The sequence below is a fragment of the Faecalibacterium sp. I4-3-84 genome (genome assembly GCF_023347255.1).
In the GTDB taxonomy this organism is placed as follows: Bacteria; Bacillota; Clostridia; order Oscillospirales; family Ruminococcaceae; genus Faecalibacterium; species Faecalibacterium taiwanense.
This window is the reverse complement of the sequence record NZ_CP094466.1, coordinates 1,435,224-1,452,642: the sequence shown is the minus strand read 5'-3', so window position 1 is coordinate 1,452,642 and position 17,419 is coordinate 1,435,224. Positions and strand designations below refer to the sequence as shown.

Here is a 17,419-nt window from a genome sequence, read left to right as displayed (position 1 = left end):
TTTAATAGGCACTGTTTTTGAAAATTGCGATAAAAAGCAAAAAACGCTCGTCATGCAGAATTGTGTGACGAGCGCTTTTTTGCTTCAGTTTCTGTCAAAAGCCCCGTCCCCGAGGGGGCTGTCGAGCGAATGCGAGACGGGAGGAGTTCCGTGTGACAGGTCGTCCACGAAAAACACCACTGCCCCCACCGCCGGAGGATAGGAGGAGTCCGGCAGGTGAGGGCAGCAGTGCTGTATCAGGATAGAGAGATCGCTTAGTGTTTTTCGCCCTTGGGCAGCAGACCGGCACGTTCCAGGGCCGGACGCAGGGCGAGGTACAGGATGACCGCACACACGGTGGAGGCCACGCTGTTTACAAAGGTGACGCCGCCTGCAATTTTGGTCAGCGCCTGTGCCACGGTGTATTCCTGACCAAAGATGTACACATTGCGGAAGTAGCCCAGGAACGGGTCGGTCAGCACGTTCAGCAGCAGGCCGGAACCGGCAGAAACGATCACCTTGACGAGATAGCCGGAGCTGTGCTTGTCGAGGTCGCGCAGCTTGAATGCCTTGTGCGCCACGGCACCGCAGGTGATGCCGATGATGAACTTGAGCACAAAGGTGGTGACGGCGTAGCCCGGGTCACCGGCCAGAATATCGGCCAGCGCCAGACCAATGGCACCGGCCAGACCGCCGGACACACCGTCCAGCAGCAGGGCGGTCAGGGCGGTGAAGGTGTTGCCCAGATGGAACGAAGAGCCGCCGTAGAACGGCACACGGAAGAACAGATAGGCCACAAGGCTTAAAGCGGCCATGACACCGGTCAGGGCCAGCTCCTTGGTGGTGAAGGTGCGCTTGTACAGCACACTTGCAAACAGAATGACGATGATAACGACTGCCAGAAGCAGCCACATTGCAGTAGTAGACATGATTTTACTTTCCCTCCAAATTTCCAAAATACCAGCCTAAACCCATGCGAACTTGTCAGGGCGAGGCCCTTCCATCTTGCCTGTGGCAAGACCGTTCGGTCGCTTAAAGTCCCCACTGGGGACTTTATTGTTCCGCTTCGCTTCACAAACGCGAACTTGTCAGGGCGAGGCCCTTCCATCTTGCCTGTGGCAAGACCGTTCGGTCGCTTAAAGTCCCCACTGGGGACTTTATTGTTCCGCTTCGCTTCACAAACGCGAACTTGTCAGGGCGAGGCCCTTCCATCTTGCCTGTGGCAAGACCGTTCGGTCGCTTAAAGTCCCCACTGGGGACTTTATTGTTCCGCTTCGCTTCACAAACGCGAACTTGTCAGGGCGAGGCCCTTCCGTCTTGCCCGCGGCAAGACCGTTCGCCGCTTCAAAGCCCCACTGGGGCTTTGATTGCTTCGCAACCGCTTACCTACAATCCTACTTGACATTTGGGTGTCCAGCGGGTATGCTCCTATTATACGCAGAACTGACACCATGAAAATACCCAGAATAAAGTTTTTTAATGGGGTCAGTTTGATGCAATACCCAGACAGGAGGGATAATTTATGGTCCATCTGACCACGGCGCTGGATGCTTCTTCTGGCGTGCCGCTGTACGAACAGCTGTACCGCAGCCTTGCCGGAGAGATGCGAAGCGGCACCCTTGCGGCGGGCACCCGGATGCCCGGCAAGCGGCGGCTGGCGGCAGAGCTGTCCGTCTCGGTGAATACGGTGGATGCCGCCTATCAGATGCTGGCGGCGGAAGGGTATCTGGAATCGCGGGAGCGCAGCGGCTTTTATGTACAGGAATATCTGGCCCTGCCGTCCCGGCCTGCCAGCGGGCCGGAACAGCCCGCACCGCCAAAACCGGAACCGCCTGTGCTGCCGGTGCGGTACGACCTTTCCACCCGCGGGGTAGACCCGGAGCTGTTCCCGTTCCGCACATGGGCGCGGCTGCAAAAAGAGCTGCTCTATTCCTCGCCCCAGCTGCTCACCCACGGCGATGCGCAGGGCGACCCGGCCCTGCGGCAGGCGCTGGCGGAATATCTCTCTGAATACCGCGGTGTGCAGTGCGGGCCGCATCAGATCGTGGTGGGCGCGGGATTGGAATATCTGCTGGGCCTGCTGGCACCGCTGCTGCCCGGCCCTGCAGCGGTGGAAACGCCGGGCTACCCCCGTGCTTTGCAGGTGCTGCAGAACAACGGTGTGCACTGCTGCTGCCTGCCGGTGGACGAGGACGGCCTTTCGGTGGAAGCACTGAACCGGTCGGATGCAGCGGTGTGCTACGTCACGCCCAGCCACCAGTTCCCCACAGGCGTTACCATGCCTGCAGGCCGCAGAGCCGAGCTTCTGCACTGGGCAGCCCGCAGGCCGGGCGGGCGGTATATTATAGAAGATGATTACGATTCGGAGTTCCGTTTTGATACCCGGCCTCTGCCCAGCCTGCAGGGCATGGCGGGTGCAGACGGCCCGGTGGTGTACCTCTCCACCTGCTCCCGCAGTCTGGCTCCCAGCATCCGTATCGCCTATATGGTGCTGCCGGAGCATCTTCTGCCTGCATGGCGGAAAAAATACCGCCTGTACTCCGGCACGGTGAGCCGGTTCGAGCAGCAGACGCTGGCCCGCTTTATCACCGAGGGCTACTTCACCCGGCATCTGGCCCGGGAGCGGGTGGCCTACAAGGCCCGGCGGGACGCGCTGGAGGCAGCATTGAACACTGCCTTTGCTCCCGGCGAGCTGACCCTTGCGGGCCTGCACACCGGACTGAACCTGCTGGCAAAGCTCAAAGACCCGCCGTCGGATGCTGCGCTGCGCTGCGCGGCGGAAGCCGAAGGCGTGCAGCTGAGCCTGCTGAGCGATTACGACCTGACCGGAGAAGCACCCTCAGCGGCGGGCACGCTGGTGCTGGGTTATGGCTCGCTGAAGGACGAGGCCTGCGCCTCGGTGGGCGAAACATTGAAAAAGGTCTGCATGGCAGCGCGGGAAGCATCCGTGACTGTGTAAGTGCCGCTGGCGGCATCCCACTGGCCGGGCAGGGCCTGCGCCGCCACAGCGGCGCTGTTGTTGGCAAGAAATTCCAGAGTGCGCTCCAAAGCGTCATAGTCCAGCGCGGTCAGGTCGGTGAGCAGGGCCGAACTGCTGGCACGCAGGGCATCCGGCAGGGTGGCGGGCAGCAGGTCCAGATCCTGCCGGAAAAACGCATCCCACACGGCAGCGCGGGCCGCTGCGGTGCGTACGGGTGAAAAGGTTTCGTCGGCCTGCAGCTGGCACAAGAATTCGTGCGCGTCCCCGGCGGAAATGCCCTGCACGGCCCGGCTGCGACCATAGCGGGCAAGCTCTTCCTCGGTCAGTGCGCCGGTAAAGCCCACCCGCACCGGCCCGTACCGGTTGGAAATTCGTTCCAGCACCGCAGGCGAAAAAGCCAGATATCGGGTGCCCTCTGGCAGGGCCAGCACCTGTGCCAGCGCTTCGCGGCAGCGGGCCGGGCCTGCGGCAGCGTAGCAGCGGGCAAGGGATGTTTCTTCTTCTGCAAAAGGCACGGTGAGCACGGCAGGCACGCTGAGCAGATGCACGCAGTTCTGGCTGGCGTTCAGGTAGGCCAGCACAAAGCCGGGCTGTTCGCCGGAAACGCACAGCAGCACAGTGAGCTGGTCGGTGGTCTTGGGCAGCTGGATGAGCACACCGCTCTCGCTGCGGGCAGCCTGCCGCAGCTGGGTGCGCAGCTGCTGACGGGACAGCAGCACCGTGCCGCCCACCAGCGGCACCAGCACCAGCAGCGAAGCAAACAGTGCTGCCCAAAAGGGCTTCCAACCTCCACTGCGCATGGGATACACCGCCTTTCCTTTGCATAAAGCTTTGGCCTGCAGGCAAGACTTTATGCAGCAAAGGAGGCGTTTGCAGATGAAAAACAAAAAAGAAACCGCACCGACCACAGAGAAAGAACGGGAGAACTTCTGGCTGGAGATCGGCCCCGCCAGCGCCTATTACGGCACAGATTCTTACGAGACCGCGAAAGAAAACGGCGATGCCAGCCCGGATGGAAAAGCCCGGGGGTTTGAAGGCGCAGAGCCGAAAGAAAAGTAAAATAAATTTATGGCAGCGCTATGATGAGTGCGGATAAAAGTAATACCAAAACAAAATTCATCTGTCGGCATAACAGATGAAAAAACAGCATATGATATACAAAATGTCTTGCGCACAAGGACAGAATATGGTATAGTCTTTCTATCGCGCACAGTTGTGCGCCGGAAAAACTGAAAAAGACGTGCACGGCGGGGAAAGACCGTGCACTCTGGAGAAGCCCGCTTGTAAAGTGGGTGCCGAAGGTGTAAGGCCGCAGGGAAAGCGGCTGTATCTCTCAGGCAAAAGGACAGAGCCATCGTCTTTGCGCAATGGGGCGCAGCCGGGAATGCGGCGCACCCCGGCTGCGGAAAATGAGAGCGCTCCGAATTTTGCGGGCAGAGCCTTTGGCGGGTTCTGTCCGCTTTTGTTTTGTGTATAGGGGGAAAGAGAGAATGGTCGAGATGATCACGCAGGTGAACAATGCCATCAATGGCGTGGTGTGGGGGCCGTTTGGTTTGGCACTGCTGTTCTGCACCGGCTTCTGGATGAGCGCCCGCACGGGCTTTTTCCAGTTCCGCAAAATGGGCTACTGGCTCCGGCACACCATCGGTGCGATCTTCACCAACAAGGACATCACCGCGCACACCAGCAAGGAGGATATGGCCATCAGCCAGTTCCAGAGCATGTGCACGGCGCTGGCGGGCACCATCGGCACCGGCAACATCGTGGGTGTGGCAACGGCCATCGTTTCCGGTGGGCCGGGAGCCATCTTCTGGATGTGGGTCATGGCATTGCTTGGCATGATGACCAGCTTTTCGGAGAATGTGCTGGGCGTGTACTACCGCCGCAAAAACGAAAAAGGCGAGTGGTCGGGCGGTGCCATGTACTACCTCACCGATGGTCTTGGCGCAAAGAAGGGCTGCAAACAGCTGGGCAAGGTGCTGGCAGTGTTGTTTGCCTGCTTCTGCATTCTGGCTTCCTTCGGCATTGGCAACATGAGCCAGATCAATTCCATCGCGGGCAACATGAACGCTGCTTTTGGCGTACCGACCCTCGTCACCGGCCTGTGCCTGATGGTGGTCACGGCCCTTATCGTCATTGGCGGTTTGAAACGCGTTGCCGCTGTTACCGAAAAGCTGGTGCCGATCATGGCCCTGTTCTACATTGCAGGCGCGCTCATCATCGTAGTGCTGCACGCGGGCAACATCCCAGCGGCATTTGCGGCTATTTTCAAGGGTGCGTTCAACCTGAATGCGGCAGGCGGCGGTGCGCTGGGCTACGGCATCAGCCAGACCATCACCTGGGGCTTCAAGCGCGGTGCCTTCTCCAACGAAGCCGGTCTCGGCTCTGCCGTCATGGTCAACTCCGCTTCCAACGTCAAGGAGCCGGTGCATCAGGGCATGTGGGGCGTGTTTGAGGTGTTTGCCGATACCATCGTGGTCTGCACGCTCACTGCTCTGGTCATCCTGACCACCGGCGTGGTGGACCTGCAGAGCGGCGCTGTACTGGCCGGTGTGCAGGACAACGCATTGGTGGGTCAGGCCTTCACCGCCGCATTTGGCAGCTTTGGCCCCAAGTTCATTGCTGTTTCCATTCTGCTGTTTGCCTACTCCACTACGCTTGGCTGGAGCCACTACGGCACCAAGGCCGTGGAGTATCTCTTCGGCACCACCGGCAGCCGCATCTACAAGGTGGTCTTTGTGTGCATGACCGTGGTGGGTGCCACCATGAAGCTGGGCCTTGCGTGGGATCTTTCCGACACTTTCAACGGCCTGATGATGATCCCGAACCTGATCGGCGTGCTGGTGCTGTCCGGCACTGTGGTGGACATCACCCGCAACTACTTCGACCGCCGGGTGAAGGGCAAGGACATCGAACCCATGTGGTCGGCTTTCCTGGAGTACCAGAAGCAGGAGGAGGCCGAAGCCGCCGCAGAGGAAGCGGAGCTGGAAAAGGCCGCAAACGAATAAAATACCCAAAAGCAAGGGCTGTCTGTGAATGAGGACAGCCCTTGCTTTTGTCTGCTGCCCAGCCTTATAATAAATTAAAAAACAGGGGAGGGAGCAACCATGAGCGAATTTTCCCATCTGAAAAACAAACTCCTTGCCGAACAGGTGGAGGACGAAATTTACCACTATATTCTGGATACCCCGCTGGAACCGGGCACCAAGCTGCCCAATGAATTTGAACTGGGCGAAAAGTTCAGCGTGGGCCGCAGTACGGTGCGCGAAGCCGTGAAGCTGCTGTCCAGCAAGGGCATCGTGGAGGTGCGGCGGGGCTCCGGCACCTATGTGGTCACGACTGCCAAGGGCCTTTCGGACCCACTGAACCTGCGCAGCGTGCAGGACAAGAACGCGCTGGCACTGGATCTGGTGAACGTGCGCCTGCTGCTGGAACCGGGCATGGCCGAGATGGCAGCGCTGAACGCTTCCGACGAGGACATCGAGCGCATCCAGCGCCTGTGCGACCGGGTGGAGAGCAAGATCCACAGCGGTGATCTGTACATTGAGGACGATATCGCGTTCCACACCTGCATTGCCGAGAGCAGCAAGAACATGGTGGTGGAGCAGCTGATCCCCATTATCGATACGGCGGTCATGATGTTCGTGAACGTCACCCACAAAAAGCTGACGGAGGAGACCATCCTGACCCACCGCATGATCACCGAAGCCATTGCCCGGCATGACTCCATTGGTGCCCGGTCTGCCATGGTGATGCACCTGAACTTCAACCGCAACTGCATCCGAAAGCTTTACGACGGCGAATGGGAAACCTGACGCCGCCGCATTTTACGTCCCCGCACAGTGCAAGGTCTGTGCGGGGACTTTTTATGCCTGAAGTTGTCTGATGACTTTTTAAGACGAATGACACAGAAAAGTCGGAAAACTGGTTAGATTATATGATGTATCCAAGATTTCAGAGCAATGTGCACGAAAAACTGGGCTGGTTATTGTTATAAAGTGGGTTCTGACTGCGACAACTTGCAAACGAGGCGGGATTCGATTAAAATGAATATGTAAGATGTCCGACAGTCAAAAAGGACGATTTGCAAAGCAGGAAAAGAGCATTTTGGAGGTATGATTATGGAACTGCGTTCTCAGGCAGTGCGTAAACTGGCACCGGAAAACGATCCGCTGAAGATCGGCATGGGCTGGAAGGTGGACGACCTTGCAAAGCCCCAGATCATGGTGGAGAGCACCTTTGGCGACAGCCACCCCGGCAGCGCCCATCTGGATCAGTTCGTGAAGGAGGCTGTACAGGCAGTCAACACCCACGGCGGCAAGGCTGCACGCTATTTTGCAACCGATATGTGCGACGGTATCGCACAGGGCCACGACGGCATCAACTACTCGCTGCCCCACCGTGATGCCATCGTGAATCTGGTGGAAGCTCAGGCCAACGCAACCGTGTACGACGGCGGCGTGTTCATCGCCAGCTGCGACAAGTCCATGCCCGCCATGCTGATGAGCATTGGCCGCCTGAAGGATATGAGCGCCATCGTGGTCACCGGCGGCGTGATGGAAGCCCACACCCTGCCCAAGAAGTACGTGGTCAATGACCCCGCCTGCGCCATCAACGACCTGCTGACGCTGGAACAGATCGGCAAGTTCGACGCATGGGAAAAGACGGGCGTGATCCCCAACGAGCAGCTGGACTACTACAAGCACAATGCCTGCCCCAGCTGCGGTGCCTGCTCCTTTATGGGCACCGCTTCTACCATGCAGATCATGGCCGAGGCTCTGGGCCTGATGCTGCCGGGCACCGCCCTGATGCCGGCCACCGCCCCGGAGCTGAAGCAGGCTGCCTATGATGCCGGCGTTCAGGTGATGAAGCTGGTGGCCGAGGGCATCAAGGCCAAGGACATCGTCACCATGAAGAGCTTTGAAAACGCCATCATGGTGCACGCCGCCATCTCCGGCTCCACCAATGCCACCATGCACCTGCCCGCCATTGCCCACGAGTTCGGCTTTGAGATCGATGCCGACACCTTTGACCGGATGCACCGCGGCGCACACTATCTGCTGAACATCCGTCCTTCCGGCGACTGGCCCGCACAGTACTTCTACTATGCAGGCGGCGTGCCCCGCGTGATGGAAGAGATCAAGTCCATGCTGCATCTGGACGTGATGACCGTCACCGGCAAGACGCTGGGCGAAAACCTGGAAGACCTGAAGAAGAACGGCTTCTACGAGCACTGCGACGAGATCCTGCAGGAAAAGACCAAGGGTCTGGGCATCAAAGTCACCCGCGAGGATATCATCCACAGCTTTGACAACGCCAAGGGCACCGACGGCAGCATCGCTATCCTGAAGGGCAATCTAGCCCCGGAAGGCAGTGTCATCAAGCACACCGCCTGCCCCAAGAACATGTTCCACGCCACCCTGCGCGCAAGGCCCTTTGACAGCGAGGAAGAGTGCATCAGCGCCGTTCTGAACAAGCGGGTCCAGCCCGGAGATGCCATCTTCATCCGTTACGAAGGCCCCCGCGGCAGCGGCATGCCCGAGATGTTCTACACCGGCGAGGCCATCTGCGCCGACCCGAAGCTGGCTTCCAGCGTGGCGCTCATCACCGACGGCCGCTTCTCCGGCGCAAGCCGCGGCCCGGTCATCGGCCATGTCAGCCCGGAGGCCGCTGTGGGCGGCCCCATCGCTCTGGTGGAAGAGGGCGATCTCATCCGCATCGATGTGCCGAACCGTCAGCTTGCCATCGTGGGCGTGAACGGTGAGGAAAAGACCCCCGAAGAGATGGAGGCTATCCTTGCCCAGCGCCGTGCCAACTGGAAGCCCAAGGCTCCCAAGTACACCAAGGGCCTGCTGAAGCTCTACTCTCAGCACGCCGTCAGCCCCATGAAGGGTGCATATATGGAGTAAAAACGCTTCGTTTGCGATAAAAACCAAAAACAAAAATCAACTGTTCAGCGTTTTTTTGCTGAACGGTCCGGATAAAGTTACGCCAAAAACAAAAAAGCGGATATTGCTTCACCTATAAAAACCATCGAAATCCGGTGTCCGTCTGCGGGGACGGCGCTGAAATAAGACCCAAAGCACACAAAACATCAAAAAATGGAGGAAACGTTTATGACAGCTGTTGCAACCCCGGACGCCGCGCGGCTCGTGTTCGCCGCGGTGGCGGGCCTGATCCTTTTGCTCATCCTTATCATCAAGTTCAAAGTCCACGCCATGATCTCCATCCTGATCGGTGCGGTGGGCATCGGCCTGATGGCCGGTATGCCCCTGTCTGACATCATCGGCTCGGTCAACGAAGGCATCGGCAACACCTTAAAGGGCATCGCTCTTCTGGTGGGCCTTGGCTCCATGTTCGGTGCCATTCTGGAAGAATCCGGCGGCGCACAGACGCTGGCCGTGACCATGGTGCGCAAGTTCGGCGACGAAAAAGCCGCATGGGCGCTGGGTATCACAGGTCTGGTGGTGGCCATGCCGGTGTTCTTTGATGCCGGTCTGATCATCCTGATCCCGCTGGCCTTCTCTCTGGCAAAGCGCACCAAGCGCTCGGTCCTGTACTATGTCATCCCCCTGCTGGCCGGTCTGGCTGTCGGCCATGCCTTCATCCCTCCCACGCCGGGCCCCGTTCTGGTGGCCAGCATGCTGGGCGTTGATCTGGGCTGGGTCATCCTCATCGGCATCTTCTGCGGCATCTTCGCCATGATCGCCGCCGGTCCCATCTGGGGCAGCATCTGCGGCAAAAAGTACATGGTTGAAGTCCCTGAGCACGTTGCACAGCAGGCAGACATCGACGAGAGCAAGCTGCCCAAGTTTGGCACCATCGTGGGCATCATCATGATCCCGCTGCTGCTCATCATCGCAAACTCCGTGGCAAAGGTAGTGCCCGCACTGGCAGGCATCCAGCCCGTTCTGGCCTTCCTCGGCGAGCCCTTCATGGCGCTGCTGCTGGCTACCATCGCTGCTATGTACCTGCTGGGCACCCGCCACGGCTACACTAACGCCCAGCTGGAAAAGATCATGACCAAGTCTCTGGAGCCCACCGGTATGATCCTGCTGGTCACTGCCTGCGGCGGCGTGCTGCGCTATATGCTGCAGAACTCCGGTCTGGGCGATGTCATCGGCAACGCCGTGGCAAACGCCAGCCTGCCGCTGGTGCTGGTGGCCTTCATCGTGGCTGCTCTGGTGCGTATCTCGGTGGGTTCCGCTACCGTGGCTATGACCATGGCAGCCGGCATCATCTCCGCCATGCCCGGCCTCAGCGAGCTGAGTCCGCTGTACCTGGCCTGTGTCACCGCTGCCATTGCAGGCGGCTCCACCGTGTGCTCTCACTTCAACGACTCCGGCTTCTGGCTGGTGAAGAGCCTGGTGGGCATGGATGAAAAGACCACCCTCAAGACCTGGACCATCATGGAAACTCTGGTTGGCGGTGTGGGCTTCCTGGTAGCACTCATCATCTCCTTCTTTGCCTGATCATCCTCATCTGCGGGGCTGTGCCTGCACACAGTCTGCGCAATGCTTTGCAAATTCCTAGGATCTCCTCAGCACAGCAGACCCCCGGGCGGTTTACCGCCCGGGGGTCTGCTGCTTTCTGTATTATAAAAGGGGCAGGTCCGGCCCGGAGGCCAGCTGGATGAAGGCGTCCATTTCCCGGGTGCAGCATTTATCCTTGTGGTAGAACATCTGGCGGTACATGGTCAGCCGGAAGTCTGACACCTCCAGAATGCGCAGATCTCCTCTGGACGCAGGCTCGGCCACAGCGAAGCGCGGCAGCAGGGAAATGCCGGAGGAGCGCTCCAGCATCTTGATGATAAAGGAGGTATCGCTGATCTCAAGGCTGGGGGTCAGCTCGATCTGGCGGGAAGCCAGAAACCGGTCAAAGGTGCGGCGGTAGTTGGCGTTGCGTTCGGTGAGGAAGAAGGGCTTGTCCAGAAGCTCTGCTACCCGGTACGGGCCGGGGTGGCCGAGGTCGATGTCCGGGGAGGCCACGAACACCACCTCTTCCGGGATCTCGTTGCACTTGTGCCAGCTGTTGGAGTAGCGCGGCTCGTCCAGAATGCAGATGAGGTCCACCTCGCCGCGCTCCATCTTTTCGATCAGCTCTTCCGGGGAGCCGGTAGTGACCCGAAGGCTGACTTTGGGGTGTTCCACCCGGAACTGATGCATCAGGCCGGGCAGACGGAAAAAGCAGAGAGATTCCAGCGTGCCGATGTGCAGGCAGCCCTCCAGCTCGGCATCCTCGCTCAGGGCGCGGCGGGCGTTGTGGATGGTATCCAGAATGCTGTTGGCGTATTCCAGAAAGCACTGGCCCTGTGCGGTCAGGATCACCCGCTTGCCCATGCGGTCGAACAGGCGCACACCCAGCTCTTCTTCCAGCGCTTTGATCTGCACGGTAACGGCAGACTGGGAATAGCCCAGACTTTCCGCTGCCTTGGAAAAGCTCTGGAACTGGGCGGCACGGATCAGGGTGTTCAGCTGGCGCACTTCCATGGCAAAACTCCTTTGCCATTAATATTTTTAAACTATAACTTTAGTTTTATGAATTTGAATCATGCATATGTCTATGTTAAACTAAATGTGTCAACACGTCAAGTGAAAATTTGACGTTTCGTGAAAGGCTGGCCGTGCGGGCTGCGGTGGAGAGAGCGCTGTCAGGTGCCGCACAAAGGTCAGGATAGGAAAAGGAGGATTTTATTCTTATGGAAAAGAAAAAATTCAAGCTCGGACTGCTGCCGAAGCTGCTCATCGCCATCGTGCTGGGCATCATCATCGGCCAGTTCTTCCCGGTGTGGTTCTGCCGGGTCGTCGTCACGGCATCCAGCATCTTCAGCTCGTTCCTGAAGTTCGTCATCCCGCTGATGATCGTGGCCTACGTCACCATGGGCATTGCCGACCTGAAGAGCGGCGCAGGCAAGCTGCTGCTCATCACGGTGGCTCTGGCCTACGGCTCCACTCTGATCGCAGGCTCGGCATCCTATCTGGTGTCCGCAAACCTGTTCCCCAGCTTCATGAGCGAAGGCGCTCTGGAACAGATCGCCGCCACGGCTGACAACTCTCTGGCCAGCTACATCTCCATCTCCATCCCGCCCATTCTGGACACCCTCTCTGCCGTGGTGCTGGCCTTTGTGCTGGGCCTGTGCATGTCCACCTTGCGCGGCAAGACCATCGGTGATACACTTTACAACGGCATGAAGGACTTCTCCGGCATCATCGATCAGGTGCTGCACAGCGTCATCATCCCGCTGCTGCCCCTGTACGTCTGCGGCACCTTCATCGACATGACCAAGTCCGGCAAGACCTACGCCATTCTGGGCATCCTGTGGAAGGTGTTCCTGGTGGTCATCATCATGCATCTGGTCTGCATCTTCCTGCAGTTCTGCGTTGCAGGCGCTGTGAGCCACAAGAGCCCCTTCAAGATGATCCGCAACCAGATCCCCGGCTACACCACCGCTCTGGGCACTCAGTCCTCTGCAGCCACCATCCCGGTCAACCTGCAGTGCGCTGCGGCTGACGGCGTGAGCGAGCAGATCCGCAACTTCGTGGTGCCTCTGTGCGCCAACATCCACATGGCAGGCTCCATGATCACCATTACCGCCTGCGCAACTGCCGTCTGCCTGATGAACCAGCTGCCCATCAGCCTTGCTACCGTGGTGCCCTTCATCATGACGCTGGGCGTTGCCATGGTGGCTTCTCCCGGTGCTCCCGGCGGCTCCATCATGACCGCTCTGCCCTTCCTGTACATGATCTTTGGTGCTGAGGCCGGTGACCCCAATGGCCCCATCTGCGCCATCATGGTGGCTCTGTACATCACTCAGGATTCCTTCGGCACTGCCTGCAACGTCTCCGGCGACAACGCCATCGGCGTGATCGTGGAGACCATCTACCAGAAGTTCATCAACAAGAGCAGCGCAAGCGTCTGATGCGCGGCGCGGTTCTTGACCTGACAGGAGTGACACCCCATGGCATTTATCAGTGTTTTTGATGTTCTGGGCCCGAACATGATCGGCCCTTCCAGCTCCCACACCGCAGGCGCGGAGATCATCGCCTTTCTGGCACAGAAGATGATCGCCCCGCCGCTGAAGCGGGCGGACTTTACCCTCTACGGCTCCTTTGCCAAGACCTACCACGGCCACGGTACCGACCGCGCCCTGCTGGGCGGCATCATGGGCTTTTCGGCCGATGATACCCGCATCCGGGATTCCTTTGCCATTGCCACCGACCGCGGCCTTGGCTACAGCTTCACCCCCAATGAGGTGGAGACCGACATCCACCCCAACACGGTGGATATCCGCATGGAGAATGCGGCCGGTCAGGTGATGACCGTGCGCGGTGAATCGCTTGGCGGCGGCAAGGTGCGCATCGTGCGGATCAACGGCGTGGAGGTGGACTTTACCGGCGAGTACAACGCCCTCATCGTGGTGCAGAAGGACAAGCCCGGCGTGGTGGCCCACATCACCAAGATCCTCAGCGACCGCAGCGTGAACATCGCGTTCATGCGTCTGTTCCGCGAGGAAAAGGGCCACACGGCTTACACCATCGTGGAGTCGGATGAGCGCCTGCCCGAGGGTGTGGATCAGCTGCTGCTGGCAAACCCGAACATCAACGATGTAATGGTCGTGCAGCCGTAAGGAGGGACAAGCGATGAACATGGATTTCAAGTCCGCCAAGGAGCTGCTGGACCTGTGCGAGGAAAATCAACTGCCCATTTCGGAAGTGATGCGCCAGCGGGAATGCATTCTGGGCGAAACGCCCCGGGATGCTGTGGATCACCGCATGGCAAAGGCATGGGAGATCATGCGCGCTTCTGCCACCCAGCCGCTGAAAAAGCCCATCAAATCCATGGGCGGCCTGATCGGCGGCGAGGCCAAAAAGCTGGAAACACATTATAATAAGAAGAAAAACATCTGCGGCGATGTGCTGCAGAAGGCCATGACCTACGCCATGGCCGTGCTGGAAGTGAACGCTTCCATGGGCCTGATCGTGGCTGCACCCACCGCAGGCTCTGCAGGCGTGGTGCCGGGCATGATGCTGGCCCTGCAGGAGTGCTACCGCATCTCCGACCAGCGCATCGTGGATGCCTTGTTCAACGCCGGTGCCGTGGGCTATCTTGCCATGCGCAACGCCACCGTGGCCGGTGCCGTGGGCGGCTGTCAGGCCGAGGTGGGCATTGCGTCCGCCATGGCTGCTTCTGCCGCCGTGGAGCTGATGGGCGGCGACCCGCAGCAGTGTCTGGACGCGGCTTCCACCGTGCTGATGAATATGCTGGGCCTTGTGTGCGACCCCGTAGGCGGGCTGGTGGAGTACCCCTGCCAGAACCGCAACGCTGCCGGTGTGGCCAACGCCCTCATTGCAGCAGAACTGTCCCTGAGCGGCATCCGCCAGCTGATCCCCTTCGACCAGATGCTGGATGCCATGTACGCCGTGGGCAAGCGCCTGCCCGCCGAGCTGCGCGAGACCGCCCTTGGCGGCTGTGCCGCCACCCCCGCCGCCTGTTCCGTCTGCGGCCTGTGCAGCGGGAACTGATCTTTCAACATGCAGCGCCGCCGGTGTGGAAACGCCCGGCGGCGTTTTTGCGCGTTTATGACCGGAAATGCCGGCCCGAACGTCGGGACTTTGCATCTTTTTGTGCAAACACGCCGAAAAGATGGCCGGGATGACTGGCGCTTGTCTGCGAAATGTGATAAACTAAATGCAGAAGTGCTCTGCGCAGCCCGTGCAGAGCGGCAAAAAAAGATGATAAGTGAGGTCGTTTGTAATGAAGATCATTCGTGCAAAGGATTATGCGGATATGTCCCGCAAGGCAGCCAATATCATTTCGGCACAGGTCATTATGAAGCCCAACTGCGTGCTGGGTCTGGCGACCGGCGGCACCCCTGTGGGCGCGTATGCACAGCTGGTGGACTGGTACAACAAGGGCGACATCGATTTTTCTGAGGTGACCACCGTCAATCTGGACGAGTACCGCGGCCTGCCCAAGGAGCACCCGGAAAGCTACTGGAGCTTCATGCACCGCAACCTGTTCGACAAGGTGAACATCGACCCTGCAAAGATCAACCTGCCGGACGGCACCAACCCCGATGCAGAGGATGCCTGCGCAAAGTACAACCAGATCATCCACGCTGTGGGCGGCATCGACCTGCAGCTGCTGGGCATCGGCCACGACGGCCACATCGGCTTCAACGAGCCGGGCGAAGCCTTTGAGCTGGAGACCCACTGCGTGGATCTGACCCCCGAGACCATTGAGGCAAACAAGCGCTTCTTTGACGGCAATGTGGATCTGGTGCCCAAGCAGGCTTATACCATGGGCATCAAGACCATCATGCAGGCACGCAAGGTGCTCATGGTGGCAAACGGCGCAGGCAAGGCCGAGATCATCAAGAAGGCATTCTTCGGCCCCGTCACTCCGGAGGTGCCCGCAAGCATCCTGCAGATGCATCCGGACTTCACGCTGGTGGGCGACGAGGAAGCTCTGAGCCTGATCTGATCGTTCCACGCTCTGACTGCCGCACGGTGCAATGCTGTGCGGCAGTTTTTTGCTGCCAACGGCTTTACAATCGCGCAAAAAGGCGGTATTCTTTTATATATGACACTTTTCTCAGGGAGGAAACCATGGATATCCGCCAGCTGCACTACTTTCTGGTATTGTGCGATGAAATGAATTACAGCCGCGCGGCACAGCGGCTGTTTTTGTCACGGCAGGCACTGCGGCAGAGCATCTCTGCGCTGGAAGCCGAGCTGTGCGGGCCGCTGTTCCTCAGCGCCCACCACAAGCTCACCCTTACCGACCGCGGCATGAGCCTGCAGCGCCATGCCGCGCCGGTAGTGGAGCAGTTCCAGCAGATGCAGGCATCCCTGCGGGCCGAGATCCAGTCGGCGCAGCCGGTGCGCATCGGCATCAGCGTGTCGCTGGTGCCGGACTACCTGCCCGGATTGGAGACCCAGCTGGACAAGTTCCGCCAGCAGTACCCCCATGTGGAGATGCGCTTCCGCATGATGGACAACGACGCGGTGGCGGACGATGTGGAGCAGGGGGAGCTGGACGCGGGTCTGGTCATCGATCTGGGCTGTGCTGCGCCGGTACTGGCCCGCACCACCCTGCGGGCAGACCCTGCCTGCCTGTTGGTGCCCCGGGGGCACGCGTTCTGGGATAAGGAGAGCATCCCGCTGGCAGAGCTGCGCGGTCAGCGGGTGCTGCTGCCCAGCCTGCGGCAGGATCTGTTCAGCCCGCTGTGGTCGGCCTGCGCCCGGTCGGGCTTTGCGCCGAATGCGGAGATCGGCCCCAGCTTTTATCAGGCCTATTATCTTGTGCAGGAGCAGCTTTGCACCTGTCTGACCCGCTATGAACCGGGAGCCAGACGGGAACTGGACCGTGTGCGGGATGTGCTGCTGGAAGATCTGCCCCCGCTGTGCGTCTCACTGGTGCAGCGGCGGGATCATTCCTCTGCCTACATCGACCTGCTGCGCAGCTACCTGATGGAGGTGCTGGGCGGTTCGGCCAGCCTGCCGCCTCGCCGCGGACGGCCCGCAAAGCCGTTCTACAATTTCCCGGTGCTGTCCAGTGCTGCGGCAAAGGCTGCACCGGCCCACCCGGTGCCCGGCACCCAGCTGGATTTTGCCGGCGGCACCAACTTCCGGGAGCTGGGCGGTTACGAAGCCGACGAGGGCAAGCATATCAAGTGGGGCCAGATCTGGCGCGGCATCCCTACCTGCAAGCTCACCGGTGAAGCCGACCGCGCGAAGCTGGACGCGCTGGGCCTGCGCCTGATCCTTGATCTGCGCAGCAGCGGGGAAGTGCAGAAAGAACCGGACTACGTACCGGACGGTGCACGTCTGGTGCAGATCTGCGGCCTGTGCGCCGAGGACGGCCACGAGATCTCCTTTGCGCCGGATGATATCGCCGCCCTGATGAAGGGCCATGAAGAAAGCGCCGACGGCAGCACCTTCGTGCAGGCGATGTACGAGCGGATGCTGTTTGGCAACAAGGCCTTCAAGGAGCTGTTCCGCGCGTTGGAAGCAGGCGAGACCCCCATCCTGTTCCACTGCTCGGCCGGCAAGGACCGCACCGGCGTGGCGGCCATGCTCATTCTGCTGGCACTGGGCGCTTCGGATGAGACGATCTGTGCGGACTATGAGCGCACGAACCTCTGCCGCAAGGCTGAGATCGACGCAGTACTGGCGGAGCACGCCGAAGAGATCGCGGCAAACCCGGCCTGCCGGATGCGCTATTACCGCAAGGCGGGCGTGGACCCGGCAGCCGCACCCTTTGTGCTGCGCACCATCCGCGCAAAATACGGCAGCGCCGAGAACTATCTGGAAGCCGAATACGGCCTGACCCCTGCGCGCCTGATGCGGCTGCGCAGGATGTATCTGGAATAAACGGGAACGGGGACGGCATCCGGTGCGGATACTGTCCCTGTTTTCTGCACAAAATGTTCTGCGGGGCAGGGTTTTCCTCTTGACA

14 protein-coding genes and 1 riboswitch are annotated in these 17,419 nt (G+C 59.8%); of the genes, 11 read left to right on the top strand and 3 right to left on the bottom strand.

The window, feature by feature from the left end; genetic code table 11:
- Positions 1-254: 254 nt before the first annotated feature.
- Complete coding sequence (locus MTP41_RS07225) at positions 255-908, bottom strand: ECF transporter S component (RefSeq protein ID WP_249236498.1); 654 nt, start codon at positions 906-908, stop codon at positions 255-257.
- Positions 909-1,501: 593 nt separating this feature from the next.
- Here MTP41_RS07225 and pdxR point away from each other — a divergent pair.
- A complete protein-coding gene (gene pdxR, locus MTP41_RS07220) occupies positions 1,502-2,938 on the top strand; it encodes a MocR-like pyridoxine biosynthesis transcription factor PdxR (RefSeq protein ID WP_249236497.1) in 1,437 nt (478 codons plus the stop codon).
- On the opposite strand, the gene MTP41_RS07215 is transcribed toward pdxR, so the two are convergent.
- The gene (locus MTP41_RS07215) at positions 2,845-3,759 is read right to left on the bottom strand and encodes a hypothetical protein (RefSeq protein WP_249236496.1); all 915 of its coding nucleotides are present in this window, start codon (positions 3,757-3,759) and stop codon (positions 2,845-2,847) included. The genes pdxR and MTP41_RS07215 overlap by 94 nt on opposite strands.
- Before the next feature lie 76 nt (positions 3,760-3,835).
- On the opposite strand from MTP41_RS07215, the gene MTP41_RS07210 reads away from it, so the two are divergent.
- The 5 genes from MTP41_RS07210 to MTP41_RS07190 all read left to right on the top strand — a co-directional run bounded on the left by MTP41_RS07210 (position 3,836) and on the right by MTP41_RS07190 (position 10,431).
- On the top strand, positions 3,836-4,018 hold the full coding sequence (locus MTP41_RS07210) for a hypothetical protein (RefSeq protein ID WP_044953367.1): 183 nt from the start codon (positions 3,836-3,838) through the stop codon (positions 4,016-4,018).
- A gap of 198 nt (positions 4,019-4,216) precedes the next feature.
- Positions 4,217-4,318: riboswitch (glycine riboswitch) on the top strand.
- Positions 4,319-4,449: 131 nt separating this feature from the next.
- The gene (locus MTP41_RS07205) at positions 4,450-5,967 is read left to right on the top strand and encodes an alanine/glycine:cation symporter family protein (RefSeq protein ID WP_249236495.1); all 1,518 of its coding nucleotides are present in this window, start codon (positions 4,450-4,452) and stop codon (positions 5,965-5,967) included.
- A gap of 99 nt (positions 5,968-6,066) precedes the next feature.
- On the top strand, positions 6,067-6,774 hold the full coding sequence (locus MTP41_RS07200) for a FadR/GntR family transcriptional regulator (RefSeq protein ID WP_249236494.1): 708 nt from the start codon (positions 6,067-6,069) through the stop codon (positions 6,772-6,774).
- Positions 6,775-7,086: 312 nt separating this feature from the next.
- On the top strand, positions 7,087-8,868 hold the full coding sequence (gene ilvD, locus MTP41_RS07195) for a dihydroxy-acid dehydratase (protein WP_442900366.1): 1,782 nt from the start codon (positions 7,087-7,089) through the stop codon (positions 8,866-8,868).
- A 207-nt stretch (positions 8,869-9,075) separates the two neighbouring features.
- Positions 9,076-10,431, top strand: coding sequence for a GntP family permease (locus MTP41_RS07190; RefSeq protein WP_249236492.1), 1,356 nt, complete (start codon positions 9,076-9,078; stop codon positions 10,429-10,431).
- 123 nt (positions 10,432-10,554) lie between these two features.
- Here the strand turns inward: MTP41_RS07190 and MTP41_RS07185 are convergent, their stop codons facing one another.
- Complete coding sequence (locus tag MTP41_RS07185) at positions 10,555-11,448, bottom strand: LysR family transcriptional regulator (RefSeq protein ID WP_005936828.1); 894 nt, start codon at positions 11,446-11,448, stop codon at positions 10,555-10,557.
- A 209-nt stretch (positions 11,449-11,657) separates the two neighbouring features.
- On the opposite strand from MTP41_RS07185, the gene MTP41_RS07180 reads away from it, so the two are divergent.
- From MTP41_RS07180 to MTP41_RS07160, 5 genes are all read left to right on the top strand, one after another.
- Positions 11,658-12,878, top strand: a complete 1,221-nt coding sequence (locus tag MTP41_RS07180) for a dicarboxylate/amino acid:cation symporter (protein WP_249236491.1) — start codon at positions 11,658-11,660, stop codon at positions 12,876-12,878.
- Between the two features lie 39 nt (positions 12,879-12,917).
- Positions 12,918-13,586 (top strand): L-serine ammonia-lyase, iron-sulfur-dependent subunit beta, encoded by a 669-nt coding sequence (sdaAB, locus tag MTP41_RS07175; protein ID WP_005936832.1) that lies wholly within the window; start codon positions 12,918-12,920, stop codon positions 13,584-13,586.
- A 13-nt stretch (positions 13,587-13,599) separates the two neighbouring features.
- Positions 13,600-14,481 carry an L-serine ammonia-lyase, iron-sulfur-dependent, subunit alpha gene (gene sdaAA / locus MTP41_RS07170; protein ID WP_431603147.1) on the top strand — a complete coding sequence of 294 codons (882 nt, stop codon included), beginning with the start codon at positions 13,600-13,602 and terminating at the stop codon, positions 14,479-14,481.
- 232 nt (positions 14,482-14,713) lie between these two features.
- Entirely contained in the window at positions 14,714-15,442 is a 729-nt protein-coding gene (gene nagB / locus MTP41_RS07165) for a glucosamine-6-phosphate deaminase (RefSeq protein WP_097777043.1), read from the top strand.
- 125 nt (positions 15,443-15,567) lie between these two features.
- Positions 15,568-17,334 carry a tyrosine-protein phosphatase gene (locus tag MTP41_RS07160; protein WP_249236490.1) on the top strand — a complete coding sequence of 589 codons (1,767 nt, stop codon included), beginning with the start codon at positions 15,568-15,570 and terminating at the stop codon, positions 17,332-17,334.
- Positions 17,335-17,419 lie beyond the last annotated feature (85 nt).